This is a genomic window from Labrys wisconsinensis, from assembly GCF_030814995.1.
Lineage (GTDB): Bacteria > Pseudomonadota > Alphaproteobacteria > Rhizobiales > Labraceae > Labrys > Labrys wisconsinensis.
Map to the genome: position 1 here is coordinate 1 of NZ_JAUSVX010000012.1, position 24186 is coordinate 24186.

Genomic DNA, 24186 nt, shown 5'->3' on the forward strand with positions numbered 1-24186 from the left:
ACCGCCTGGCGATTCCTCCTCAACGATCCAGACCGAATCCGATCCATCGGCGCCCGCAAATGGGCCTGTGTCACTCCCTGAGTGGGCTGGTATAAGGCTTCGTCATGACTGCTGGCCTCCGCCGAGCGGATAGCTTGAATCAGAACTCGATCGCAAAGGGAATCCCTTTCGATTCAGTCTGCCCCGATCATGCTCTAAGGAAATTTATTGAGATAAGACCCAGCCATCCACACAGCTATTGGCAATTGAGTCATTTGGCGCTCAAGCTTAGGCGGAACGACCGGGCGATAGCCTTTGCGCAGACGGTGACGTTGGGCGGCTCAGAGAACATTACCTACCAAACTTTGCTAGTGCGAATCGCTTCGGAAAGGAAATAACTTCGCAAACTAGAGTGAACGTGAATTTTCGCGTGACTTTAACGTGAGGATCGGCGACAAATAAGTGCTTCGCCAACCATGGAGCGGAAGGAGTAGTCATGATCAACCGCAGTGCGAACGAGCTCACTGGTATCGTGAAAGCCGGTGGCAGCATTGAAGTCGACGGGACGTCTCTAAGTGCTATTGCGCTTAAAGGTATCGCTGCTGAGCTGCATCCCGGAACTTATATGAAAATCTACAATACGGAGGGTAAAACTCCTCTTGAATTGGCGAGCATTGCCAAGGTTAAGCCTGGTCAAGTTATCTTTGCATAGTTCTGAAGTAGAGTTCTTAGTAAAGTGAGGTTATATGGGAGTCGACGCTGAGCCGGTGACATCCGGCCCAGCGTCGGGTCGATATCCGGAACCGGGTGAATGCTGTACTTGGTTGCTGTTTCGGCTCCCTCTGGCGAGCTTGCGGTATATGAACCAAGGATCGACGATATTTTTGGCCGAGTGGGAATGACGATGAAACGAACTCCGGTTTGCACTCTTTAGAGTCCAACCAAGAGGCGGCGTCTACTGTAACGACGTAACGACACGACACGAGCTTCCCAAACTATCCTCCGGCCTCCTGTGCGATAATTATTTAATTGCCGTTTTTCTAATCGCTCGTGGCGCTTTCATAGCTCTCTCAATTACTTTCTACCTAGACTGCGCTACAACCACAAACCTTCAAAGCATCGCAGCGAGCACCTTTGCCGCCGCAATATGAGCGATACGCGTCGGGTGAAGCCCGGTCGCACTCCAGGGGCCACCATCGACCCGCCACTTAACTTCCTTACCCTCCCGATCTCTAACTATGGATTCAAGATCGAAGACATCGGCCACGGGAATTATCACGCCGCTACGAATAAATGCATTCACATCCAGTCGATCTTGCTCATATGAGTGAGTTGTCTGCCCCTCTATTGTAGCGCCTCCATCTATCGTTCGAGTCGCTGGCACTATCGTGCATACAACTACGCGCGACAAAAAAGATGTTAACGTTCGATATACGACAATCAGAGCTTCGATAATATCGCGCGCTCGATACGCACCAAGGTCATTTCGCCCAAGGTTGAGAAGGCCCTTGTTACAGTATTCCCGCAGTGAATATATTCGTATGTTGCTTGCAGAAGTTGCCCAAATACGTGCTCGCGATCCAGACTTAGCTAGATTAACATAGGGGACGTTCTTTATGCCAAAAGCTCGCTCAGCGTATCCCGCGTTACCATAATGATCTCCCGCTCCGGGGTCAGAGGCACCCGAAGAACCAGATATATCCGCGTTTCCAACAGTAATACTATCACCGATCAGCATCCAACTATCTATTTGTTCGTCAGTCTGACCTACGAGTATTGGCTCATAAGCACTATCGTTCCGATACGGCCTAATTTCCGCTGCAGACTGCGTCCGATCCGTCGCGAACGCTGACCATTCTGAAGTATCTACTGCGCCTCCATAGGCGGCCATTGACCCACCTTCAGTTCCGAGGCTGGGGCGGCCTATGGGCGCGAACCCCGCCGGATCGGTGAAACAGCGCAACCGATAAAGTGTATCTGGAGGCACTCGGCAACTGAGAGCATCGCTCTGCAAGGTAGAAAAGTCAAACAGACTGCCGATAAATGAAGACCGAAATTTAAAGGCGCGAGCGGCTCCCGGCGGAGTTCCCAGAGGAAACTCTATCGCCGCAGTAACAGTACCGCCGTTATCAATTGCGATCTCCCCCTGTAGCGTGTCGACCTCATACCATGGGAATAGTCCCCGCAACTTGGTGAGAACGACGGGAGGAGATTTGTGCAGCCTGCCGGACATCAGCTTATACCCGAACTCCTTCTGCGTCGCCGTTCGATGGGATCCGAACCGGTTGCCTGCAATAACCCACTTTCCGATCGGTTGCACGCCGTTCCCTTAAATATCAAAACTGGCATTGCTAGTGCACGCCGCTCCTCAACAACACGACAATACAACATTCTAATACTATCCAACCATATGATCACGTATCGCAGAAGCGACAGTGCGAAAAACAGCGAACCCCACGACCGAGAAAATGATCGCAAGCGTCATTGCTCGGCGGCGATCGGGAAACTGTGCCTCCTCAGGAGGGTAAGGAGACACCACATTAACAATGTAAAGTTTCTGAGAATTCGCTTGAAAGGTAGCAGCCGCCAAGTTGTTAAGAGCTGAAGTATATTGCTGCTGCGCGATCTGTTGGGCCAGACCGAGCGTCGCATACTGTGTCAAAACGGGAGCAAGCGAATTACCTTGCCCTGTTAGCTGCGACTTCTGTTGTTGGATTTGCTCCTGTAGGGCGGCCAAACGTATGCGCAACGGACGCAGTTGCGCATCTGAAGTCATGCCGCGGCCAATCATGTTCGAAATCTCAGCCTGTACGCTTGTGGCCGCGGTCAATAAACCAGTAATGATCCCACCAACGGCCGAACCGTCAAAGTTCGGATCGATTAGATTGTGATCGAAGCGAAATTTCGTGATTTGATCCGATGTCGCATTGAACTCATCGTGCGTTCGTTCAACCTCCTTCTTGTTGTGCTCAATAAAATCCCTCTCGGATCGTGAATTGAACTGGTTAACTAGTTCCTCAGACATTGCAAGCAAAACAATTGCGACCTGGTTGGACGCTTTAGCATCATGCCCGAGGACCTTTAAGTCGATCTGCCCGGTAATTTCATCGAAGGAAACATTAACATGATCTGTATAGTAAGCAAATCTGTCTTCGAAACTGGTGCTGGTTGGCGACCCCGCCCAAGAAGTCCAGAGGTTTGCTGACGTCGGCTTCTGGTTGGCGGTATCGGATTGGAAAACCTTGTCCTTACCGATGCGCTGTTCCAATTCGATATACGCCTCGCGGGAAGCAATGTACTGAATCACTGCGAAGGATTCATCCATGGCTCGCGACATGATTGAGGCTCCGCCACCGCCGCCACCCTTGAGGAGAGCGGTAAGCCCCCCTCCTCCACCGCCACCGCCACCGCCACTGCTTGGCGGGTTCCTGATCATAATAATGGCTTCGACCTGATAGACAGGCTCGGCAATGAAACCAAGATAGACAGCCGTAAGCACCATTGGTGCTAGCAGCACAGCCAAACCGACGGCCCAAGAGCGGATTCGTTTACGACGAATCGCCTCGGCGCTAAGAGGCGTGATCAGCTCAAACGACGGCCGCGTCGTTACCGGGCGCTCATCCTCGAAATCGACAAAGGACTCCTCGTCGAAATCCTCCCTCTGGCGCCGTCGAAGCGTCTCAAAGGGCTTTAAAAGCTTCAATGGCCTGGGAGACGTCGTCATACTTAATCAACCTACCTTCGTTCAGAATATATATGATATCGCACTGCCTACGCACGTTCAAGTAACTACGAGTCGCAAAAATCAATGTCTTCCGCCCCCTCATTTCGTCAAGGTAGCCTTGCGCTCTCTCTCTGAATCTAAAATCTCCAAGAAATAATGCTTCATCGGCCAGGTAATAATCAAATTCCATCGCCAAGCACATTGCATATACAGCGCGCGACATAACTTCGTTCGGCAACCGATCCGCTCTCGTATCCAGGTGACCGCGCAGGCCGGCAATCTCCTCGACGCGTGTTGCGACGCGACTAGCCGGAACGCGGTAGAGCGTCGATAGGAACTCAATATTGCTGCGTAGACTCAAGGTCCTAGCAATCGGCCGCATCGACGCCATCGGCCAAGAAACACGACCACTGCGGTGAACACGACCACTGCTGGGCTTTATATGAGAGCCAAGAAGCCGCATTAATGTTGACTTACCACAACCGCGAGGACCAAGAATGCCGATATTCACTCCCGGCTCGAAATCGACCGATACATTGGACAACACGTCTATCCTGTTGCCCCCGGCGCGGTAGGATACCGTCACGTCTTTAAGAGAAATCATGCTATATCCCACCTGTTCGGGACAGGTTCGTACACATTTATTCAAACCTCATAAGTGTACGTTGCCATCACACGCTCCCTAGTTCATGCAAAACGCTACAGATCTTAAACAGAATTACAATCAAAGCCACTTCGGTCATTAGCACCGCAATATCCTAGACTGCGGACCACAAAGACATGGATCGAATCCAATATCAATTCTCGCCGCAACTGCCACCCTTCATCCTTTCTTTAGTTTTCCACGGACCAACTCGCAGCTCAATAGCCCTATAGCAAAAATTAACAAAGTCGAAAGAAAGCAGAAATTTTCGTCTACCCAGGTTGCATGATATGTATAGAAGTATGCTTCTCGAATTTTATCGTTGATTTGGAGCGGAGGGAACCACTGGGCGATCGCGCGAAGAGGATAAGGCAGATCAGTGTAGACAAAAAATACTCCAGAAATGATCGACAAGAGCCTAACGATCAATACTAACAGTACAGTTCTTGTAAATGGAAAGATATAGAATGGCCACATCAAAAAAAGACCACATGCGATTCCGAGAATTCCAGACATCACCAGCCAGTATAAAACCATCAAGGTGTCCCTTATCGGGCGCGAATAGCCGATAATCTGCAAAATATAGAATGTCGAAAAAGCAACAGCCAGACATAGTAAGAGATTGATTATCCCTTTTGCAATGGCGACATCGAGAAGGGTAACCTGTGGAAATTCCGAATAACGAATCATCGTCTGAGGTGTCATAGAGACAATAGAAATACCCGTGCGAATTTGCCAGAATGCCATTACACCTATTGTTGTAAACGGTAAATCTTCCATGCCATCGTGATTACCGCCACCAAGAATGATACGTAGCGTACAGAATGCAATTATATGCACCGCGATGGCGCCGGCCTCCTCGATCCATCCAAGCGAACGAGCACCGAATCTAAGTGAAGTTTCGCGCTTCAGAATCGCCCAAAAGACGGAGAAATACCGATCGACACCGTTCAATATCCCGCTGACCATGGGTACTACTCAATTTCTGACGTCGATCTCACTCATTTTAAGCAGTCCCCAGTCCATTTATACGTTGTGAACCTTGTGCGCGACGGAAGCATTTTTCAATCCTCCTTATTTGCCAACTCGGTGAGCGCTACTTCCGGCTCGATCAGATCCTTCGTGGTCGGATCGATGTACCGCGAGTAGGTGATCAGCGCGCCAGCCACGAGGTCATCGATGGTGCAACGCGTCGATGATCGTCGACGCAGGACTGCTTCGGCCTCGGCGGTGGTGGGCCTGTCCGTCGTCAGCCCCCAGCCTGCGAAGAACGGCACGCCGAAGCAGGTGACGGGAATGCCCCGCAGCAGCGCCTCGAAACCGATCTGGCTCGAGACCACCCAGACCTCGTCGACCGCGTCGAGCACCGCGTGGGTCGAGACATGGTCTGTGACGATCGCAACGTCGCCGTGGCAGGCCGTGAGGTCGAAATGGCCGCGGGCCAGGCCGGCAAGGACGTCGGGATGGGGGCGGATGACGATGTCGGCGCGCTCGCGCGCCTTGAGAGCCCAGGCCTGCTCCAGCATGGTGGCGAAGGTGCCGGCATCGGCGCAGCCGCCGGCAATCGAACTGTCGCCGTGAACCTGGTCGGCGAGGAGGATGCGCCGGCCGGCGCCGCGCCGCCGGGGCAAGTCCAGCGGCCGGTCCGGGGCGGCGTTGTACTTGCTCAGGCGCTCGGAGACGATCAGGGCGCGCAGGCCGGCCGCCCGCCGCAGATGCGGCAGATAGGTGTGCTCCACGATGATGCGTTCCAGGCGTGATTCGCGGCGGGCATCGAAATGGATGCCGAGATCGTCGATGACCAGCGAGACCGACGGAGCCTTGGCCTTGCCCAGGCCGACGGAGCGGAAGAAGCCATCCTCCACTGTCCAATAGGGCAGCCCCAGGGTTCGCGCCGCAAGCCGGGCGGCGCGGGCCCAGGGCTTCATGCCCCAGCCGATCACGCCGTCGCAGCCGGCAAAGGCGAGCTCGAGCGGACGCAGCGTGTTCGCCGGGAAGAAGCTGCCGAGGTTCGGCGTGGCGCGCCGCGTGACCCTCGGCACGCCCAGCCGGGCGCCGGACGGCGGTCCCCAGGTGGCGAGCGGGATGGCGGCGCCGGACGGGCGTCCCTTCTCACGCAAGTCGGAATAGGCAAGCGATGCCGTCATGGACAAACCTGCATTTCCAAAGGCCGCGGCGGGGGCCTAGCCACCGTAGCTCGGGAGCGCTGCTCCCCTCTCCCGCGACCGGTCCCCGATGCCGCCGGCACCGAGAGCCTTGTCGAGCTCCTCGATGGCGCAGACGATATGGTAGAATGTGCTCGCCGGCGCCGGTTCTTCGACGAATGTACCATCGGCCTGCAATTTGTCACGCCAAAGGCCCGGCGTGGGCACGTCGAGATAGGCGGAAAGCCCGCTGACGCCGGCAGCGATCCGGCTCGCCCACAGGTCCCGCTCCGCCCGCGTCTCAGCCACGCCGGCGAGCGCCACCGCCGCCTTGATGCGCTCGGTCTGCGGCCAGCAGCGCGCGCCGGGATCGAGCGGCGCGCCGTCGTCGAGGATGGCGTTCACGGCCACGTTGCGCGCGGGGTCGACGCCGGTCGTCTCGGCCAGCTCGGCCAGGCGGCGGGCGGCCGCGATCGCGTCGGCGCGGCCGCGCAGCTTGCCCCAGCGAACCAGGAGCCAGGCCCATTCGAAGAGGTGCCCGGGCTCGACGATGCGCCCGTCCTGCCCGGCGACCGGGCGCCAGCGCGCATCGAAGAATTCCTTGAGATAGCCGGTCTCGGGATCGATGAAATGCGCCAGCGCCAGCCCGGCGATCTCGTCGGCCAGGGCGTTCCAGGCGGCCGCGTCGGCGCCGTCGCCTTCCTCCACCCAGGCGAGCGAAGCCTCGAGCAGATGCATGTGCGGGTTGGCCTTGAGCGGCAGCGACGGCGGCGCGGATTCCTCGAAGCCGCCGATCGGATGCTTCAGCGTGGCCTGCAGGTGCCGGCGCAGGCGCGAGGCCGAGGCCGCCAGCGGCCGCGGGTCGGACGCCACGGTGCCGGCCGTCGCCATGGCGAACAGCGCGAAGGCCTGATCGTACAGCACCACCGTGTCGTCCAGCGCCGTGCCGTCGGCGGCGACGAGCGTACGGAACGCGCCCTCCTCCAGCTCATAGGCCCGGCGGAAGAAGGCGAGGCCATGGTCGACGGCCTGGCGCGAGGGGCCGTCCCATCCCAGGCGCCCGGCCACGGCGAAGGCAAAGATCTGGCGGGCCTGCACGCGCGCGCGCCTGGGATCGCGGCAGGGCGTGCCGTCGAGCGCCAGGCGCTCGTGGAAGCCGCCGTGCACCCGGTCGGCCCCCACCTCCCACCAGATCGGGAGCGCCTTGTCGATCAGCCATGCCTTCATCGTATCGCGCATGGATCCGAGGAGAGCCTGTTCCGCCTGCATCCGACCTCGCCGCATCGTGACCGAACCTCAGGCGCGTCATCACGCCGGGCATCGGTGCCGCCCAATATATACTGCGCCGCACAATGACGGGCCGGCCGGCGTTGCGCAAGAGCGGATGTCCTGGATTCATCGGAGCAAGAGCCAGTATTGTATCGTAGGAAACGTCGGCTTCCTCAGGGCACTTTCCGCACGTCGATCCAAGATTCGCCCGGCGCGACGCGCCGGGAGTGCGCGATGCGCCGGCTCGACATCACCCGGTCGGCATCAGTTTTATTCAAAAGGACGATTGCGCGACACGCCCGGGATCGAAGACGAACTTTTTTTGTGGGCATCGTCCGCTTTGTTTCGCGCACGGCATCCCGACTGCGCCACCGCCACGCCCGAAGCCGGCCACGCCTGTGCGGATATGACGCGCCGGCAGGGTGACCGAGCCCGGGCCGGCATCAGAACTTGCGACGCGCCATGCCGGCCATGCGCAGGAGATATTCCAGTCCCCGCACCACCGGCGCGCTGAGGCGCGAGCGCGGCCTGCGCGCCACGGCACGGGCGGCGAGGAAGGTGACGATGTCCTCCGGCTCGCAGGGCAGGAGCGTCGGCGGATGCACATAGGCGGGGTAGAGGATCAGGGCGCCGGCGACGAGCTCGTCGAGCCAGAGGCTGCGGCCGCGCCGCGGATGTGCCAGCTTGTCCTGCGTCAGGCCCCAGCCCGCGAAGAAGGGCGAGCCCCAGGTCACGACACGCTTGCGGCGCAGCAACGCCTCGAACCCGGCGAGCGAGGACATGACGTGCACCTCCTCGGCCAGATCGATGAAAGGGATGATCGGCCCGTCGGTCACCACCGCATCGGCAAAGTCCTCGAAGCGCTGCGCCTTGCGCCCGGCCGAACGGTTGCCGGCGACGACGTCGGGATGGACCTTGAAGATGACGAAGGCGTCCGGCCTTTCGGCGCGCACCGCCTTCAGAAGGGCAAAGTTGGTCTTGGTGCGCGGACAGCCATGGACGATGGAGGCGTCGCCGGGCACCTGGCCCGGGATCAGGATGATGTCGCGGGACCCGGCCCGGCTGCGCAGATCGGCTAGCCGGCGCTGCAGCTCGGGCGTCGGCGTCATGCCGTACTTGGTCACCGCCTGCGCGACGATGGCCTCGCGCAGGGCCCGGGCGCGAGCGACCAGCGGGCGCGGGAACTCGGCCGTGGCCAGGATGTGCTCGAGGTCGCTCGGGCGCGCGGCGTCATAGTAGATCGAACGCCGATCGAGGCACAGGGATGCGGGGAAGACGAAATTGGAGCCGAGCCCGACCGAGCGCAGGAACCCGTCCTCCAGGCGCAGCAGCGGCACGCCGGCGGCGCGAGCCGGCTCCTCCAGCTCGGCGCGCCCCTTCATGCCCCAGGCGCACAGGCTCGCCCCGCGCGCCCGCGCCAAGGCCAGGGCCCGCCCCATCGGCGCGAAGGCGACGCTCTTGCCGGGGCCGCCGAGGAAGGCTCTCGCCATCGGCCGCTTCCAGCGGGAGAAGCCGACGCAGACCGTGCGCTCGGGCAGGGATTCGTGCCGGCGCCGGCAGGCCGCCAGCCGGTCGGCGAGGGCCGCGAACGACACCCGCCGCTCGTGGATCGGGTCGACGTGGAGGCAATAACGCGCCAGCAGGCCGCCGGCGAGGGCGTCGGCCGAAAGGCGCGCGGGCGCTCGCCGCGCCAGCGCCTGCAGCGCCGCCGGCCCGTCGGGCGGGCGGTCGCTGGTGAGACCGTAGCCGGCATAGAAGGGCACGCCGAAGGCCATGACCGGCAGGCCGCGCAGCAACGCGTCGAAGCCGAGGGGACTGGCGATGGTCCAGACCTCGTCGACCGCGTCGAGCACGGCATGCGGCGAGACCCGGTCCTCGATCACATTCAGGCCCAGCGCCCGTGCCGACGCCGCCAGGATGCCGGCGCCCGGCCGCGCCGGGTTCCAGACCAGGAGCTCGGCCTTCGGGCGCTCGCGCCGCGCCGTCTCGACCATCCGCGCGAAATCCGCCCGGCCGGCGAGGCCGCCGCGGACCGCGGGGTCCTCCGCGGCCTCGTCCACCAGGAGCAGGCGCGGCCGGCCTCGGCCGGGCAGGCGGACGTCCCGGTCGGGCAGGAGATTGTCGCGGCTCAGCCGCTCGCGCAGGATCCGCTCGCGGATGCCGGCGCCGTCGGCTGCCAGCCCCGGCAGCGGCTCCTCCAGGAAGATCCGCTCCAGCCGCGAGGGCCGCGCCGCATCGCGATGGATGCCGAGATCGTCGGCGACGAGAGAGCAGGTGAAGACCGTGCCGCCGCCGAGGTCGATGCGGCCGAACGGGCCGGCTGCGAGCGTCCAATAGGGCAGGTGGTGGCGGGCGGCGTAGGCCCGGCCCTTCCGCTCCGGAGCGCCGTGGCCGACGATGCCGTCGAAGCGCCCGCCCCAGCGCGGCAGGGCCTCGAGGCTGTCCGCATCGAGAAACAGTCGCGGTGAGGGCGCCGGCCACCCGCCCGTCGCGGCCGTCCCCAGCCGCGCGTGCGGCATCGGCAACCAGGAAGGCCGGACGACGACGTCCGGATCGCTGTCATCGTCCATCAGGGCCGAGATATCCAGAGGCTGGTCAAAAGGGATCATCGCCGCGGCCGCGCCGCCGCGCGAGGGCTCTCTAGCTTGGATGGAGGCGTGGCGTCTATTCCGCCGGCGATGCCGCGACCCGCAGGTCCGGCGCCTCGTCGATCAGGGACAGGCCCGAGGCATCCGCCGCCATGGCAGCCGGCGCCCTGGCGCCGGCGCCCTCCAGACGGCCGACGATGTGACGCACGCCGAGGGCGATGCCGCGGGTGGTGTTGTAGTTGCCGTTGCATTGGGTGAGGTGCATGACGACACGGCGATAGGCGATGTAGAGGCCGTGCTCGGGCTTGGCCGGATCGGTCCAGAAGGATTTGAGGCCGCCCTGATGGGTGAGCCCCCGGATGTCGTAGATGGCGTTGCCCAGGGCGATGATCGGGCAGTCGTGGTGCAGCGCCTGCAGGCCGGTGGTGCTGTTCACCGTCACCAGCCCGCGCGCCATCTTCAGGAAGGTCGGCAGATGGCCGCCGTCGACGAAGAAGACGCGGTCGGCAATGCCGAGCTCGCGCGCGATCGCGCCGGTGAGGCGGCGCATGTCGACGATGCCGTTGTCGAGCGGATGGCGCTTCACCACGAGCGCCAGCTCCGGCGGCGCATCGGCGGCAAAGGCCTGCATGATATGCCGCAGCGCCGCCTGCATCGAGCCGAAGCCGGAATGGACCTTGATCTGATAGTCGCTGTCGAGCTGCAGCGGCAGGAGGAAGAAGGGACGGCCGCTGGCGGCCAGGGCCGCCTCCGACCGGCGGCTGTGCAGGGCGGCGAGCGGGCGCTTGGCCAGCTTCCAGCCCCATGAGCGGAACTCGGCCATCGGCGGGTAGGGCCGGTGGAACTGGTAGTGGGGATAGAACCGGTTCCCGAGCAGCGACAGCGTGTAGGTGGCGATCTCATACAGGAAGCGCCGGCGGCCGCCGCCGGTGATGCTCTCGTCCGGCGCCTGATAGCCGCCGAGGCGCTTGGCGAGCTCGCGCAGCTTCTTGGGATCGCGCGGCAGGCCGGACATGCCGTTGGTGCCGTTCTCCTCGAGCGTGATCCAGAACGGCCTCAGATAGCCTTCCTCGAACACGTGGACCCGGGCGCCGGTCTGCGTGCAGGCGCGGATGGCGGACTGGTGATAGAGGCGGCAATCGCCGAACAGCAGCACGTCGGTCACGCTCTGACGCATGATCAGCTCGCGCATCTCCGCCTCGAAGCCCTCGGGCGTGCCGCGATAGTCGTGCGCCTTGCCGGGCCAGAACAGCCGGTCGCCCATGCACAGCCGGATGCGGCTCACCCCGTGGCCGCGCCGCTTCAGCTCCCTGCCGAGCGTTGCGATGAAGGGCGTCGACGGGAACTGCAGCAGGAGGAAATGGGACCGCCTGGACCACGCCCGATGCGCAGCATCGCCGTCCCTTTCGGCTGCCGGCGCCTTGCCGGCATCGTCCAGCATCGCCGCCTTCGCGCCCTTGGCCGCACCGAGCAGGAGGGAGAGCGCGCTCATGCGCCGCAACTCCCCGTCGTGGGTGGGGGCAGAGCCGGCGTCTCGCTCGACGGTTGGATGCGCCCCCCCGTCGAGAAATACGAAGCCGATGCCCGCGCGGTGATCCACACGATTTGACAATCCCCCATCACGCTGGATCGCGTCGGCGCGAGACCCTCGCCGCGATTCCGTACATTGAACCGGGGAAAGAAAAGTGACAACCCGGCGCGAGCCGGTCGCCCTTCCCCGTTCGTGGAACAGCCCATGCCCGCCCCATGAGGACCGGCCGACCCGTTCCGTCTGCTCCAATCCGTTTCGTCCGAAACCGGCTTCGAGGCCTCCTTCTCCCGCCACCGCAAAAGCCGAACGACAATCCAATACAAGTTGCGCAAGCTGCGTAACGCAACGGCAGATCGCGACAAATCCAGCATAACAAGCCGGCTGCGAGCCTAGATAGCCAGCAAAGGCCAAAGCCCGCGCGGCGGCACACTAGCGTTCTGCCGCAGCGCAAGCAACGAGAACAGATCGTGCCCGACCAGGGCCTGGCCCTGATCCGATTCACTTTTTATGAAAGTTTCCGACATTGGCGTAGACGAATCCGGCCGCCGTCACGATCCAAAAAATTTACCGACCGTTGCACAATTGGCACATTCCGCGTCCGTGCATCCAGACCCGGGTCAGCCTCGATAATAGTCGCGGTACCAGTCGACGAAGGCCCGGACGCCGGTCTCGATCGATGTCTCCGGCTTCTGGCCGGTGAGCGCCAGCAGGAGGTCGGGCGCGGCGAAGGTGGCGGGAACGTCGCCCTGCTGCATCGGCAGCATGTTGCGCCGGATGGCGAGGCCGAGGCTCGTCTCCACCGCGTCGATATAGTCCATCAGCCCGACCGGCTGGCCGCCGCCGATGTTGACGACCCGGAAGGGAGCGGCGGGCGAGAGGCTGTCCTGCGGCCCGACCGGCTCGCCGCGCACCGGCGCGCACTCGACCAGGCGCACGATCGATTCGACGAGGTCGTCGATATAGGTGAAGTCCCGCTGCATCTGGCCATGGCCGTAGACGTCGATCGGCTCGCCGGCGAGCGCCGCCTTGACGAACTTGAACAGCGCCATGTCCGGCCGCCCCCAGGGGCCGTAGACCGTGAAGAAGCGGAAGGCGGTGGTGGGGATGTCCCACAGATGCGCATAGGAATGCGCCATGTCCTCGGTCGCCTTCTTGGTGGCGGCGTAGAAGGTCAGGGGGTGGTCGGTCCGGTCGGTCTCGCGGAACGGCATCACCGTGTTGGCGCCGTAGACCGAGCTGGTCGAGGCAAGCAGGAAATGCCGCGGACGCAGCCGCCGGACCACCTCCATCAGGTTGAAGGTGCCGGTGAGGTTGGCGTCGACATAGGCGCGCGGGTGCTCGAGGCTGTAGCGCACGCCGGCCTGGGCGGCGAGATGGATCACCACGTCGGGGCGCGCCTCTTCCGCCAGGCGGTCGAGCGCCTCGGCATCCTCGAGCATGATGGCGTGGGCCTGGAAGGCGTTGGTGCGCCCGAGCAGGGCATGCCGCGCCTGCTTCAGCGTCACGTCGTAATACGGCGTCATGCCGTCGACGCCCGCGACCAGATGGCCATCGGCCAGGAGGCGACGGGCGAGATGAAAACCGATAAAGCCGGCGGTGCCGGTGACGAGAAAACGCATGGCAAGGTCCGGTTGTTGCCCCCGTCCCTCTCTAGCCCAGCGGCGGCCTCAGGCAAAGGCTCGACGCAGCAGCGAGGGGTAGGCGGCGGCCTGGGTCAGGCCGCGCGCCAGAAGAAAGCCGAGCACGGCGAGCCAGAGGCCGTGGTTGCCCCAGGGGCTGAGCAGCCACCACAGGCCGAGATAGAGCGCCAGCGCCACCAGCATCAGGTTGCGCATGGCCGCATTCCAGGTGGCGCCGACATAGACGCCGTCGAAGGTGAAGGCGAGGCTGCCGGCGAGCGGCGTCAGCGCCGCATAGGGCAGGAAGGCCCGCGCCTCCTCCCGCACGGCGGCATTCGTGGCCATGCCGTCGATGAAGGCGCCGCCGGCCGTGAACAGGAGGAGGCTCATCGCCGCGGCGAGCGCGAAGCTCCAGCCGATGGAGAGCGTGACCGAGCGGATGAAGGCCGGCCGGTTGTTGGCGCCGACGGACCGGCCGCAGAGCTGCTCGGCCGCGGTGGCGATGCCGTCGAGGAAGAAGCCGCCGAGCAGGAAGAAATTGTTGAGAATGGCGTTCGAGGCCAGCGTCACGTCGCCGGCCAGGGCGCCCTGACGGGCAAAGAAGCTCCAGGCGGCGAGCAGGGCCAGGGTGCGGATCATGATGTCGCGGTTGATCGCCACCATGCGCACGAGCTTGCCGCGGTCGAAGACGACGGCGCGGGGCACGCCGAGCCGGCCGCCGAAATGGCGCGCCAGCACGGCGAGGCCGGCCGCCACGCCGGCGGTCTCGGCGAGCGTCGTCGCCCAGGCGACACCGGCGACGCCCCAGCCGAGGCCCAGCGCCAGGGCGATGCAGAGCAGGATGTTGGCGACGTTGATGCCGACCTGCAGCATCAGCCCGGTCGTCGTCCGCCCCATGCCGATCAGCCAGCCCAGCACGGCATAGTTGGCGAAGGCGAAGGGCGCCGACCAGATGCGGATATGGAAATAGACCGACGCCGCGGCCGTCACCTGCGGCGAGCCGCCGAGCAGCGGAAAGGCGATTCCCGCGATCGCGCCCTGCAGCAGCACCAGCGCCACGCCGAGCACGCCGGCCAGCGCCAGGGCGCGCAGGAACACGGCGCGCTGCTCCACCCGGTCGTCGGCGCCGAGCGCCTGCGCCGTCAGCCCGGCCGTGCCCATCCGCAGGAAGCCGAAACCCCAGAACAGAAAGTCGAACAGCACCGAGGACAGGGCCACCGCGCCGAGCAGGGCGGCATCGCCGAACTGGCCCATCACCGTGGTGTCGGCGATGCCGAGCAGCGGCGTCGACAGATGCGCCAGCGTCATCGGCGCCGCGATGGCGAGGACGGCGCGATGATCGACGGTGACGGGGCGGACGGGAGCGGCGGAGGCGGGCATCGGCGGCACCCTGCCCCGGTTGCGCCGATTTGCAAACCCCGGGGCGTGCCGCGGACGGCCTCGCCCCGTCGACAAGGCTTGCCTTCGCTCCGGCTTGCCGCTATCAGGGCGGCGCGTCGACAGCGTGTTTGCAGCCCTGCCCGGTCCGGAACCGGTCCGGGCCGTCCGATGCAACGCCGCGGTAGCTCAGCTGGTAGAGCACGTCATTCGTAATGATGGGGTCGGGGGTTCGAATCCCTTCCGCGGCACCAGCCCTCCAAATGCCCGACCGGCCATCCCGGCGCCTCAGCGCCGGCCGGCCGGCGTCGACTTCATCAGGCGGATCACCAGCCAGACCGGCACGACGATCACGGCTCCGAGCAGGAAATAGGCGAAGAGATCGCGCACCGCCTCGAAGCCGTGCGAGAGCAGGCGCTCGAAGAAGCGGCGCACGCTCGCCACCAGGTCCCAGGGCGAGATGTTGAGCCAGGCCAGGACCGCGCCGACCGCGATCGAGACCACGACGAGCCTGAGCAGGACGCCCGGCACCGACCCGCCCAAGAACCGTTCCAGCGACGACATGGCATCCTCCTGATCGCCCCCTATGTCGGAGCGTTCGGGCGCGAGGTCAACCGCCCGGCTCATTCCACCTTGATCATGCCGATCAGCGTCTCCAGCCGGTCGGCCTCGCGCGGCGGCTTGTCCCAGCGGATGCGGGCGATGCGGGGAAAGCGCATGGCGACGCCCGACTTGTGGCGGGTCGAGCGGGCGATGCCTTCGAACGCCACCTCGAACACCAGCCCCTTGTCGGGCTCGTGCGTCACCTCGCGCACCGGGCCGAAGCGGTTCAGCGTGTTGCGGCGCACGAATCGGTCGATCTCCAGGAGCTCCTCGTCGGTGAAGCCGAAATAGGCCTTGCCGACCGGCACCAGGATGCCCTCCTCCGTCCAGACGCCGAAGGTGTAGTCGGAATAGAAGGAGGAGCGCTTGCCGTGGCCGCGCTGGGCATACATCAGCACGGCATCGACGTTGAAGGGCTCGCGCTTCCACTTGAACCAGAAGCCCTTCGGCCGGCCCGGCAGATAGGGGCTGTCGCGGCGCTTGAGCATGATGCCCTCGACGGCCTCGGCGTCCGGGCCGGCGCCGGCCGCCGCCGGATCGGCACGCGCCGCCGCCAGCGCCGCCACGTCGGCGAAGGGCACCAGGGGCGAGAGGTCGAGCCGCGGCTCGCCGAGCCGGGCGACGAAAGCCTCCAGGCGCCGGCGCCGTTCGACGAAGGACAATTCGCGCAGGTCCTCCCCGCCCTCGGCCAGGAGGTCGTAGGCGCGGATATGGGCGGGATAGTCGAGCGCGAGGCGCGGCGTCACCGTCTTGCGGTTCAGCCGCTGCTGCAGCACGTTGAAGCTGCGCACCAGCTCCTCGCGCCGCACCAGGAGCTCGCCGTCGACGGCGCCGTCGAAGGAAAGCGCCTCCATCAGGTCGGGGAAGGCAGCGGAAATATCCTCGCCGGTGCGCGAATAGAGCCGCATCACCCGCCCCTCGCCGGCCGGCCCGCCGACCGCCTGGACGCGGATGCCGTCCCATTTCCATTCGGCGACGAACGCCTCCGGGTCGATGGCGGAGAGGTCGGCCTCCTCCAGGGCGTGCGACAGCATCACCGGGCGGAACGGCGCGGGGTCGCGGGTCTCGGGCCGCCCGGCCCGCCCCTCCACCCAGGCGAAGAGCGCGGCATAGGGCGGGGCGAGGCCGGGCCAGGCCAGCTCGACCTCGTCGGCGCTCTGCTCGCCCAGCATCGCCACCGCGGTCTTGGCCAGGCGCGCCGATGCGCCGATGCGCAGCGCTCCGGTGATCAGCTTCAGGAGCGCCCAGCGCCCGGTCTCGTCCAGCGCGTCGAGCAGGCGGGCGATCACACCGGGCAGCTCGCTCTTGCCGGTATGGGTGAGCGCCGCCACCACCTCGGCGAGCGTGGGCGAGCGGTTGGCGCCGGCCCTCGCCGGCCAGATCAGCGCCACGGTCTCGGAGAGGTCGCCGACGAAGTCGTAGGAGAGCGCGAACAGCTCGGGGTCGGTGCGCTCGGCGACCAGGGCGCGGATCAGCCCGGGCTTGGCATGACGGAAGACGAGGTTGCCGGTGAGCGCGGCGAGGGCGAAGCCTCGGTCCGGGTCGGGCGTCTCCCGGAAATAGGCGGTGAGCAGCCTGAGCTTGGCGTTGCGGCGCGGCTCGTAGGCCAGGCGGTCGAGCAGCTCGGCGAAGCGGTTCACGCCGCTTCCTCCTCTTCGCCATAGCCGACGAGATGCAGCGGCCGGGCGGCAAGCCCCTGGCCCTTAGCCCAATGCACCAGCGCCTCCTCCTGGCCGTGGGTGACCCAGAGCTCGGCGCAGCCCGTCTCCAGGACGGTGCGCTGCAGGTCCGGCCAGTCCGCGTGGTCGGAGACGACCAGCGGCAGCTCCGCGCCGCTCTGGCGGGCGCGGGCGCGGATGCGCATCCAGCCGGAGGCATAGGCGGCGACGGGGTCGGGCAGCTTGCGCGACCAGAGGTCGCCGAGGGCGCCGGGCGGGCACAGCACGATCGATCCGGCCAGGGTCTTCGGATCCACGTCCCGCACTAGCCTGACGTCGCCGAGCGCCACGCCGTTCGCCTCGTAGAGCCGGGTCAGCTTCTCCATGGCGCCGTGGAGATAGACCGGCGCCTGGTGGCCGCCGGCGCGGATCAGGGCGACGAGGCGCTGGGCCTTGCCGAGGGGATAGGCGCCGACGAGATGGGCGCGCTCGGGAAACATCGCCGCCGAGCGCAGGAGCTTGGCGACCTCGCCGTCGGCATCGGGATGGCGGAAGACCGGCAGGGCGAAGGTCGCCTCGGAGATGAAGACCTCGCACCGCACCGGCTCGAACGGCGCGCACGTCGGATCGGCGGCCCGCTTGTAATCACCGGACACGACGATCCTCAGCCCCCTCGCCTCGAAGGCGATCTGGGCCGAGCCGAGCACATGGCCGGCGGGATGGAAGGTGGCGGTGACGCCGCCGAGATCGATCGGCCGGCCGGGCTCGGCGACCTGCCGCGTGCCGCAGAAATCCTCGCCGTAGCGCGCGGCCATGATGGCCAGGGTCTCGCGCGTCGCCAGCACCGCGCCGTGGCCGGCGCGGGCATGGTCGGAGTGGCCATGGGTGATCAGCGCCCGTGCCACCGGCCGCATCGGGTCGACATGGACGTCGGCGATCGGGCAATGCAGGCCGGCTGGCGTGGGAACGAGCAGGTCGGACGGGCGCATGCCGCGAAGATAGGCCGCCAGCCGGCCAATGTCATCGCGGCGGGGCTGGCCGGCGTCGCCGGGAGGCGCTATGGCCTCGCCATGTCCGCGCACCGCTCCTCCGGCGACGCCGTCGCCGACCGCCGCTACGCCTATGCCATGCAGTACCGCGCCGCCGACGAGCCCGGCGCCGCGGCGGAGCTGATCGAGCAGGCGCTGGAGCTCGCGCCGGGCTGGGCGGCGGGCTGGGTGGCGCTCGGCGAGGCCCGCGAGGCCGCCGGCGCGGGCGAGCCCGCAGCCTCGGCCTATCGCCATGCCCTCGAACTCGACCCCGCCGACACCGCCGGGGCGCGGGCCCGCCTCGCCCGCCTCGGCGAGGCGCCGGCCGACGGCGCGGTGACGCCGGCCCATGTCGCGGCCCTGTTCGACGACTATGCCGCCCGCTTCGAGGCTTCGCTGGTCGGCGCCCTCGCCTATCGCGGCCCGGCCCTGCTGCGCCAAGCGGTGACCGCCGTGACCGCCGCCGGTGGGCCGGCACGCTTTGACCGCGCGGTCGACCTCGGCTGCGGCACGGGCCTGGCCGCCGAGGCCTTCGCCGATCTCTGCGCGCGCATCGACGGCGTCGACCTCTCCGCCAACATGCTGGCCGCCGCCGCCGGCAAGGGCCTCTATGCCAGCCTGACGCAGGCCTCGATCGATGCCTATCTCGAGGCAGAGCCGGCGGCCTCGGCCGACCTCGTGCTCGCCGCCGACGTGCTGGTCTATCTCGGCGACCTCGGTGCCCTGTTCGTCCGGGTCGCGCGGGTGCTGCGGGCGAGCGGGCGCTTCGCGTTCACGGTGCAGACGGCGGAGGGCGGTGGCGACTTCGTCCTCGGCCCGGACCTGCGCTATGCCCACGGCGCCGATGCCGTCCGGCGCTGGGCGGCCGCGGCCGGCCTCGCCGTGCGCATGCTCCAGGAGGCCTCGACCCGCACCGATGCGGGGCGGCCGGTGCCCGGCCTGCTCCTGGTGCTCGAAAAGCCGGAGACGGCGGGCTAGAACGGAAGGCGTGTCCGCGCCGCCCGCCCTCCTGCCCGAGCCGTTCGCCGCCTGGTTCGCCGGGCGCGGCTGGACGCCGCGGCGCCACCAGCTCGACCTGATCGAGGCGGCCCGGGCGCAGCGCTCGGTGCTGCTGATCGCGCCGACCGGCGCCGGCAAGACCCTGGCCGGCTTCCTGCCCTCGCTGATCGAGCTCGCCGGCCGGCGCGCGCGGCAGGCGGGCGAACCCACCCGCCTGCACACGCTCTACATCTCGCCGCTCAAGGCGCTGGCGGTCGACGTCGCCCGCAACCTGCAGGGCCCCGCCGCCGAGATGGGCCTGCCGGTGCGGATCGAGACCCGCACCGGCGACACGCCGCAGGCCAAGCGCCAGCGCCAGAAGCTCGATCCGCCCGACATCCTCCTGACCACACCGGAGCAGCTGGCGCTGCTCCTCGCCAGCCGCGAGGCGGAGACGCTGTTCGGCACGCTCGAGCGGATCGTGCTCGACGAATTGCACTCGATCGTCACCGCCAAGCGCGGCGACCTCCTGGCGCTCGGCCTGGCGCGCCTCAGGGCGCTGGCGCCCAGGCTGCAGGCGGTCGGCCTCTCCGCCACGGTGCGCGACCCCGACGAGCTGCGCCGCTGGCTGGTGGCGCAGACCCGCCCGGCGCCGGGGCACGAACCGCCCATGGCCGGCCTCGTCGTCGCCGAGGGCGGCGCCCGGCCGGACCTCGCCATCCTCGACACCGAGAAGCGCCTGCCCTGGGCCGGGCACACCGCGCGCCACGCCATGGCGGAGATCTACGGCCTGATCCGGGCCCACAAGACCACGCTGGTCTTCGTCAACACGCGCATGCAGGCCGAGTTCGTGTTCCAGGAGCTGTGGCGCGTCAACGAGGAGAGCCTGCCCATCGCCCTGCACCACGGCTCGCTCGACGTCGCCCAGCGTCGCAAGGTGGAGGAGGCGATGGTGGCCGGCCGGCTCAAGGCCGTGGTCTGCACCTCGACGCTCGACCTCGGCATCGACTGGGGCGATGTCGACCTGGTCGTCAATGTCGGCGCGCCCAAGGGCGCCTCGCGGCTGATGCAGCGGATCGGCCGCGCCAACCACCGGCTCGACGAGCCCTCGCAGGCCGTGCTGGTGCCGACCAACCGCTTCGAGGTGCTGGAATGCCGCGCCGCGGTCGACGCCGCCTATGCCGGGGCGCAGGACACGCCGATCGCCCGGACCGGCGCCCTCGACGTGCTGGCCCAGCACGTGCTGGGCGTCGCCTGCGGCGCGCCGTTCCTGGCCGACGAGCTCCATGCCGAGGTGATCTCGGCCGAGCCCTATGCCGGCCTCGACCGCCGGAGCTTCGACGACGTGCTCGCCTTCGCCGCGACCGGCGGCTACGCGCTCAAGACCTATGACCGCTTTGCCAAGATCCGCCAGGGCAAGGACGGGCGCTGGCGCATCGCCAATCCCGCGGTGGCGCAGGCCTACCGGCTCAATGTCGGCACCATCGTCGAGGACGCCCTGCTCAAGGTGCGCCTCGCACGCGGGCGCGGCGCGGCGCCGGCCCGGCCGGCCGTCGCGGCCAAGGTGCAGCCCTGGTTCATGGATCCGGCCGCCAGCGGCCCGCCGAAGCGCCAGTCGCGCGACGGAACGGCGGTGCGCACCGGCTTCGGCGGCCGCGTGCTCGGCGAGATCGAGGAATATTTCGCCGAGACCATGACGATCGGCGATACCTTCCTGTTCGCCGGCGAGGTGCTGCGCTTCGAGGGCATCGCCGAGGAGGACGTGCTGGTCTCGCGTGCCGCGGCCGCGGCCGACCCCAAGATCCCCTCCTATCAGGGCGGCAAGTTCCCGCTCTCCACCCACCTGGCGGCGCGGGTCAGGGCGATCCTGGCCGATCCGCGGGCCTGGCGCGCCCTGCCCGACCAGGTGGCGGACTGGCTCGCCCTGCAGCGCGACGCCTCGATCCTGCCGCCGGCCGGCGACCTCCTGGTCGAGACCTTTCCGCGGGGGTCGCGGCACTTTCTCGTGGCCTATCCCTTCGAAGGCCGCCTGGCGCACCAGACGCTCGGCATGCTGCTGACGCGGCGGCTGGAGCGCGCCCGGCTGAAGCCGCTCGGCTTCGTCGCCAGCGACTATGCCCTGGCGGTCTGGTCGCTCTCCGACATGCGCCATGCCGACATGCCGGGCCTGTTCGACGAGGACATGCTCGGCGACGACCTGGAGGAGTGGCTGGCGGAATCGGCGCTGATGAAGCGCATGTTCCGCACCTGCGCCATGATCTCCGGGCTGATCGAGCGCCGCATGCCCGGCAAGGAGAAGACCGGGCGGCAGATCACCCTTTCCACCGACCTCGTCTACGACGTGCTGCGCCGGCACGAGCCGGACCACGTGCTGCTGCGCGCCGCGCGGGCGGACGCGGCCACCGGCCTGCTCGACATCGGCCGCCTGGCGCAGATGCTGTCGCGCGTCCGGGGCCGAATCATCCATAAGAGGCTGGATCGCATCTCGCCGCTGGCGGTGCCGAGCATGCTGGAGATCGGCCGCGAGCCGGTCTACGGCGAGGCGACGGACGCGGCCCTGGCCGAAGCGGCGGACGACCTGATCGCGGAGGCTAGGCTTGGTGCAGGCGCTGGAGCGGGGGACTGAGACGATGCGGCAAGGCGAGGCCCTGCTGCACGTGGCCGGCACCGATTTCATCGCCAGCGTCGAGGGCGCGCTGGTCTGGCCGGAGGAGAGCCTCCTCGCCATCGCCGACCTGCACCTGGAGAAGGGCTCGTCCTTCGCCGAGCGGCGCGTGCTGCTGCCGCCTTACGACACCGCCGCCACGCTGGCCCGCCTCGCCCGGCTGATCCAGCGCTTCGCGCCCCGGCGGCTGGTGCTCCTCGGCGACAGCTTCCACGACCGGCGGGCGAGCGGGCGCATCGCCCCGGGCGACCGCGAGGCGCTCATCCATCTCCTGGCGCGGCGCGAGGTGTTCTGGATCGCCGGCAACCACGACCCCGACCCGCCCGAGGCGCTGCCGGGCGATGCCGCCGACTGCCTGGCCCTCGGCCCGGTGCTGTTCCGCCACGAGCCTCGCGCCGGGGCGGCGGCGGGCGAGGTCGCCGGGCACCTGCATCCGGTGGCGCGCGTCGCCGCCCGCGGCCGCGCCCTGCGCCGGCGCTGCTTCGCCGGCGACGGCAGCCGCGCCGTGCTGCCGGCCTTCGGCGCCTATGCCGGCGGCCTCAACGTGCGGGACGTGGCCTTCGCGCCGCTGTTCCCGAAAGGCTTCACCGCCCATCTCATGGGCGACGAGCGCGTGTTCGCCTTTCCGCGGGCGCGCTGCATCGGCGATTGACGTCAGTCCCGCCGGAACACCACCGTGGCGAACCAGCCGAGCGTCACGGCGATCAGGCAGGTGGCGAGCCCGTAGACCGGCGCCCGGTCCTTGGACCATTGCGCCACCTGGTCCTCGAAGCCGGTCTTGATCACCTCCAGCGAGGCACGCTGGCCGGTGACCACCTCGCCGTCGATCAGGAGCCTGGTCTCCACCTGGTAGATGCCGAGCGGCACGTTCGGCGGCAGCGGGATGGTGGCGCGGAACAGCGTGTCGTTGAGGAAGGACACGCCCCGCGGCTGCTGCGCGTAGAGGCCGCCCTGCGATTTCAGCCGGATCAGCGCGTCGCGGAACGCCTGCTCCTCCGGACGCGCCGCGTCGAGGCCGTCGCTGTCGAGCGCCGCCGGGAGCGAGAGCCGGTAGCGCGCCACGGTCTCGGGCGTTGCGATCTCGTCGATCGGCCGGGTCGAGGCGATGGCCAGGAAGCTCGGCGCCTCCGGAAACTGGCGCCGCTCGGCGTTGATCCAGACGCCGGCCTCGCGCTGCTTCAGGCGCACGTCGAGCGGCACCGCCGGGCCGCGCACGGTGACGGCGATGTCGTAGCGGCCATGGCTGCCGATGCGCTCGCCGCGCTCGATGCCGCCGAAGACGACGATGTCGGCGCCGGCGAAGTTGGACTGGATGGCGACCCGCGGCGTCGAGACGGTGACGACGAGGTTCTCGGCCGCGGCGGGCGTGGCCCGGAGCAGGACGAAGGCGACCGCGGCGATGATGGCGGACGCACCCCTCATCTCGCCCTCGTCGCCAGGGAGAAGAGCTCGTCGGGCCTGACCATCAGGTCGACGGCGAAGCGCACGCCGACGGTGAGCACGATCAGCGCCAGCAGGAAGCGGAAATGCTCGCCGCGGATATTGTGGCCGGCCCGCGCCCCGAACTGGGCGCCGACCACGCCGCCGACGATGAGGAGCAGTCCCAGCACCACGTCCACCGACTGGTTGGTGGTGGCGTGCAGCATGGTGGCGGCGAGCATGGTGAACAGGATCTGGAACTGGGAGGTGCCGACCACCACCGCCGTCGGCACGCGAAAGAGATAGATCAGCGCCGGCACCAGGATGAAGCCGCCGCCGATGCCGAGCAGCGTGCCGGCAAAGCCGATGAACACCCCGAGCCCGACCACCGGGACGACGCTGACATAGATGCCGGAGGTCGGAAAGCGCATCTTCCAGGGCAGGCCGTGGAACCAGGCGTGCCGGCCGGCGCGCGGGCGGCGGACCGGGGTGCGCGAGCGGGCGCGCAGGATGGCGCGAACGCTCTCCACCGCCATGGCCGTGCCGATGCCGCCGAGCAGCGTGACGTAGGAGAGCTGGATGATCAGGTCGAGCTGGCCGATCGCCTGCATGCGGTTGAAGAACAGCACGCCGAGGACGGTGCCGACGGCGCCGCCGGTGAGCAGCGTCGCGCCGAGCTTGAAGTCGACCGCCCGCCGTCGCCAGTAGGAGATGACGCCTGTCGTGGAGGAGGCGGCGACCTGGCTGGTGACCGTGGCGACCGCCACCGCCGGCGGGATGCCGGAGAAGATCAGGAGCGGCGTCATCAGGAAGCCGCCGCCGACACCGAACAGGCCGGAGAGAAAGCCGACGGCCGCGCCCATGCCGAGGATGGTGAACATGTTCACCGGGATCTCGGCGATGGGCAGGTAGATCAGCACGCTCGGTCCCGGTGAGGCAGACGACAAAAGCCCGGCCGCGT

General features: G+C 66.7%; 18 protein-coding genes and 1 tRNA gene. 5 read left to right on the forward strand and 14 right to left on the reverse strand.

Annotation, left to right across the window (positions count from 1 at the left end):
* The first annotated feature begins 475 nt into the window (after nt 1-475).
* Nucleotides 476-691, forward strand: a complete 216-nt coding sequence (locus tag QO011_RS26700) for a hypothetical protein (RefSeq protein WP_307279035.1) — start codon at nt 476-478, stop codon at nt 689-691.
* Nucleotides 692-2377: 1686 nt separating this feature from the next.
* On the opposite strand, the gene QO011_RS26705 is transcribed toward QO011_RS26700, so the two are convergent.
* The 9 genes from QO011_RS26705 to QO011_RS26745 all read right to left on the reverse strand — a co-directional run bounded on the left by QO011_RS26705 (nt 2378) and on the right by QO011_RS26745 (nt 14877).
* Nucleotides 2378-3703 carry a KpsE/RkpR family capsule polysaccharide export protein gene (locus QO011_RS26705; RefSeq protein ID WP_307279038.1) on the reverse strand — a complete coding sequence of 442 codons (1326 nt, stop codon included), beginning with the start codon at nt 3701-3703 and terminating at the stop codon, nt 2378-2380.
* Nucleotides 3660-4307, reverse strand: coding sequence for an ATP-binding cassette domain-containing protein (locus QO011_RS26710; RefSeq protein WP_307279040.1), 648 nt, complete (start codon nt 4305-4307; stop codon nt 3660-3662). Before QO011_RS26710 ends, QO011_RS26705 begins: the two co-directional genes overlap by 44 nt.
* 219 nt (nt 4308-4526) lie before the next feature.
* Nucleotides 4527-5315, reverse strand: coding sequence for an ABC-2 transporter permease (locus QO011_RS26715; RefSeq protein ID WP_307279041.1), 789 nt, complete (start codon nt 5313-5315; stop codon nt 4527-4529).
* A 95-nt stretch (nt 5316-5410) separates the two neighbouring features.
* The gene (locus QO011_RS26720; protein WP_307279043.1) at nt 5411-6493 is read right to left on the reverse strand and encodes a capsular polysaccharide export protein, LipB/KpsS family; all 1083 of its coding nucleotides are present in this window, start codon (nt 6491-6493) and stop codon (nt 5411-5413) included.
* 36 nt (nt 6494-6529) lie between these two features.
* The gene (locus QO011_RS26725) at nt 6530-7729 is read right to left on the reverse strand and encodes an AGE family epimerase/isomerase (protein ID WP_307279045.1); all 1200 of its coding nucleotides are present in this window, start codon (nt 7727-7729) and stop codon (nt 6530-6532) included.
* A gap of 473 nt (nt 7730-8202) precedes the next feature.
* Nucleotides 8203-10329 carry a capsule polysaccharide biogenesis protein gene (locus tag QO011_RS26730; protein ID WP_307279047.1) on the reverse strand — a complete coding sequence of 709 codons (2127 nt, stop codon included), beginning with the start codon at nt 10327-10329 and terminating at the stop codon, nt 8203-8205.
* 94 nt (nt 10330-10423) lie between these two features.
* Nucleotides 10424-11839 (reverse strand): capsule polysaccharide biogenesis protein, encoded by a 1416-nt coding sequence (locus QO011_RS26735; RefSeq protein WP_307279049.1) that lies wholly within the window; start codon nt 11837-11839, stop codon nt 10424-10426.
* 656 nt (nt 11840-12495) lie between these two features.
* Nucleotides 12496-13497 carry an NAD-dependent epimerase/dehydratase family protein gene (locus QO011_RS26740; RefSeq protein WP_307279050.1) on the reverse strand — a complete coding sequence of 334 codons (1002 nt, stop codon included), beginning with the start codon at nt 13495-13497 and terminating at the stop codon, nt 12496-12498.
* A 48-nt stretch (nt 13498-13545) separates the two neighbouring features.
* On the reverse strand, nt 13546-14877 hold the full coding sequence (locus QO011_RS26745; protein WP_307279052.1) for an MATE family efflux transporter: 1332 nt from the start codon (nt 14875-14877) through the stop codon (nt 13546-13548).
* A 175-nt stretch (nt 14878-15052) separates the two neighbouring features.
* Between QO011_RS26745 and QO011_RS26750 the strand changes: the two genes are divergently transcribed.
* Nucleotides 15053-15128: transfer RNA gene (locus QO011_RS26750), tRNA-Thr, on the forward strand.
* A 34-nt stretch (nt 15129-15162) separates the two neighbouring features.
* Here the strand turns inward: QO011_RS26750 and QO011_RS26755 are convergent.
* Genes QO011_RS26755 through QO011_RS26765 form a run of 3 tightly spaced genes read right to left on the reverse strand, consistent with a single transcriptional unit; the run spans nt 15163 to nt 18124 of the window.
* Nucleotides 15163-15438: a DUF6460 domain-containing protein gene (locus QO011_RS26755; RefSeq protein WP_307279053.1), complete on the reverse strand. Its 276-nt coding sequence runs from the start codon at nt 15436-15438 to the stop codon at nt 15163-15165.
* Nucleotides 15439-15497: 59 nt separating this feature from the next.
* Nucleotides 15498-17117, reverse strand: coding sequence for a cisplatin damage response ATP-dependent DNA ligase (locus QO011_RS26760; protein WP_307279056.1), 1620 nt, complete (start codon nt 17115-17117; stop codon nt 15498-15500).
* Nucleotides 17114-18124, reverse strand: coding sequence for a ligase-associated DNA damage response exonuclease (locus tag QO011_RS26765; protein ID WP_307279058.1), 1011 nt, complete (start codon nt 18122-18124; stop codon nt 17114-17116). The genes QO011_RS26760 and QO011_RS26765 overlap by 4 nt, the downstream gene beginning before the upstream one ends.
* On the opposite strand from QO011_RS26765, the gene QO011_RS26770 reads away from it, so the two are divergent.
* The 3 genes from QO011_RS26770 to pdeM are packed head-to-tail and all read left to right on the forward strand — an operon-like array spanning nt 18017 to nt 22458.
* Entirely contained in the window at nt 18017-19141 is a 1125-nt protein-coding gene (locus tag QO011_RS26770; protein ID WP_307279060.1) for a class I SAM-dependent DNA methyltransferase, read from the forward strand. The genes QO011_RS26765 and QO011_RS26770 overlap by 108 nt on opposite strands.
* 10 nt (nt 19142-19151) lie before the next feature.
* The gene (locus tag QO011_RS26775; RefSeq protein ID WP_370882011.1) at nt 19152-21767 is read left to right on the forward strand and encodes a ligase-associated DNA damage response DEXH box helicase; all 2616 of its coding nucleotides are present in this window, start codon (nt 19152-19154) and stop codon (nt 21765-21767) included.
* A 4-nt stretch (nt 21768-21771) separates the two neighbouring features.
* Nucleotides 21772-22458 carry a ligase-associated DNA damage response endonuclease PdeM gene (gene pdeM, locus QO011_RS26780; RefSeq protein ID WP_307279065.1) on the forward strand — a complete coding sequence of 229 codons (687 nt, stop codon included), beginning with the start codon at nt 21772-21774 and terminating at the stop codon, nt 22456-22458.
* A gap of 2 nt (nt 22459-22460) precedes the next feature.
* Here the strand turns inward: pdeM and QO011_RS26785 are convergent, their stop codons facing one another.
* A complete protein-coding gene (locus QO011_RS26785) occupies nt 22461-23228 on the reverse strand; it encodes a TIGR02186 family protein (protein WP_307279067.1) in 768 nt (255 codons plus the stop codon).
* Nucleotides 23225-24145 carry a sulfite exporter TauE/SafE family protein gene (locus tag QO011_RS26790; protein WP_307279068.1) on the reverse strand — a complete coding sequence of 307 codons (921 nt, stop codon included), beginning with the start codon at nt 24143-24145 and terminating at the stop codon, nt 23225-23227. Before QO011_RS26790 ends, QO011_RS26785 begins: the two co-directional genes overlap by 4 nt.
* Between the last annotated feature and the right edge of the window lie 41 nt (nt 24146-24186).

Bases quoted from the DNA above. Each gene is read 5' to 3' on its own strand.
- QO011_RS26700 (WP_307279035.1), top strand. From the start codon at position 476: ATGATCAACCGCAGTGCGAACGAGCTCACTGGTATCGTGAAAGCCGGT.
- QO011_RS26705 (WP_307279038.1), bottom strand. From the start codon at position 3,703: ATGACGACGTCTCCCAGGCCATTGAAGCTTTTAAAGCCCTTTGAGACG.
- QO011_RS26710 (WP_307279040.1), bottom strand. From the start codon at position 4,307: ATGATTTCTCTTAAAGACGTGACGGTATCCTACCGCGCCGGGGGCAAC.
- QO011_RS26715 (WP_307279041.1), bottom strand. From the start codon at position 5,315: ATGGTCAGCGGGATATTGAACGGTGTCGATCGGTATTTCTCCGTCTTT.
- QO011_RS26720 (WP_307279043.1), bottom strand. From the start codon at position 6,493: ATGACGGCATCGCTTGCCTATTCCGACTTGCGTGAGAAGGGACGCCCG.
- QO011_RS26725 (WP_307279045.1), bottom strand. From the start codon at position 7,729: ATGCGCGATACGATGAAGGCATGGCTGATCGACAAGGCGCTCCCGATC.
- QO011_RS26730 (WP_307279047.1), bottom strand. From the start codon at position 10,329: ATGGACGATGACAGCGATCCGGACGTCGTCGTCCGGCCTTCCTGGTTG.
- QO011_RS26735 (WP_307279049.1), bottom strand. From the start codon at position 11,839: ATGAGCGCGCTCTCCCTCCTGCTCGGTGCGGCCAAGGGCGCGAAGGCG.
- QO011_RS26740 (WP_307279050.1), bottom strand. From the start codon at position 13,497: ATGCGTTTTCTCGTCACCGGCACCGCCGGCTTTATCGGTTTTCATCTC.
- QO011_RS26745 (WP_307279052.1), bottom strand. From the start codon at position 14,877: ATGCCCGCCTCCGCCGCTCCCGTCCGCCCCGTCACCGTCGATCATCGC.
- QO011_RS26755 (WP_307279053.1), bottom strand. From the start codon at position 15,438: ATGTCGTCGCTGGAACGGTTCTTGGGCGGGTCGGTGCCGGGCGTCCTG.
- QO011_RS26770 (WP_307279060.1), top strand. From the start codon at position 18,017: ATGGGTGATCAGCGCCCGTGCCACCGGCCGCATCGGGTCGACATGGAC.
- QO011_RS26765 (WP_307279058.1), bottom strand. From the start codon at position 18,124: ATGCGCCCGTCCGACCTGCTCGTTCCCACGCCAGCCGGCCTGCATTGC.
- pdeM (WP_307279065.1), top strand. From the start codon at position 21,772: ATGCGGCAAGGCGAGGCCCTGCTGCACGTGGCCGGCACCGATTTCATC.
- QO011_RS26785 (WP_307279067.1), bottom strand. From the start codon at position 23,228: ATGAGGGGTGCGTCCGCCATCATCGCCGCGGTCGCCTTCGTCCTGCTC.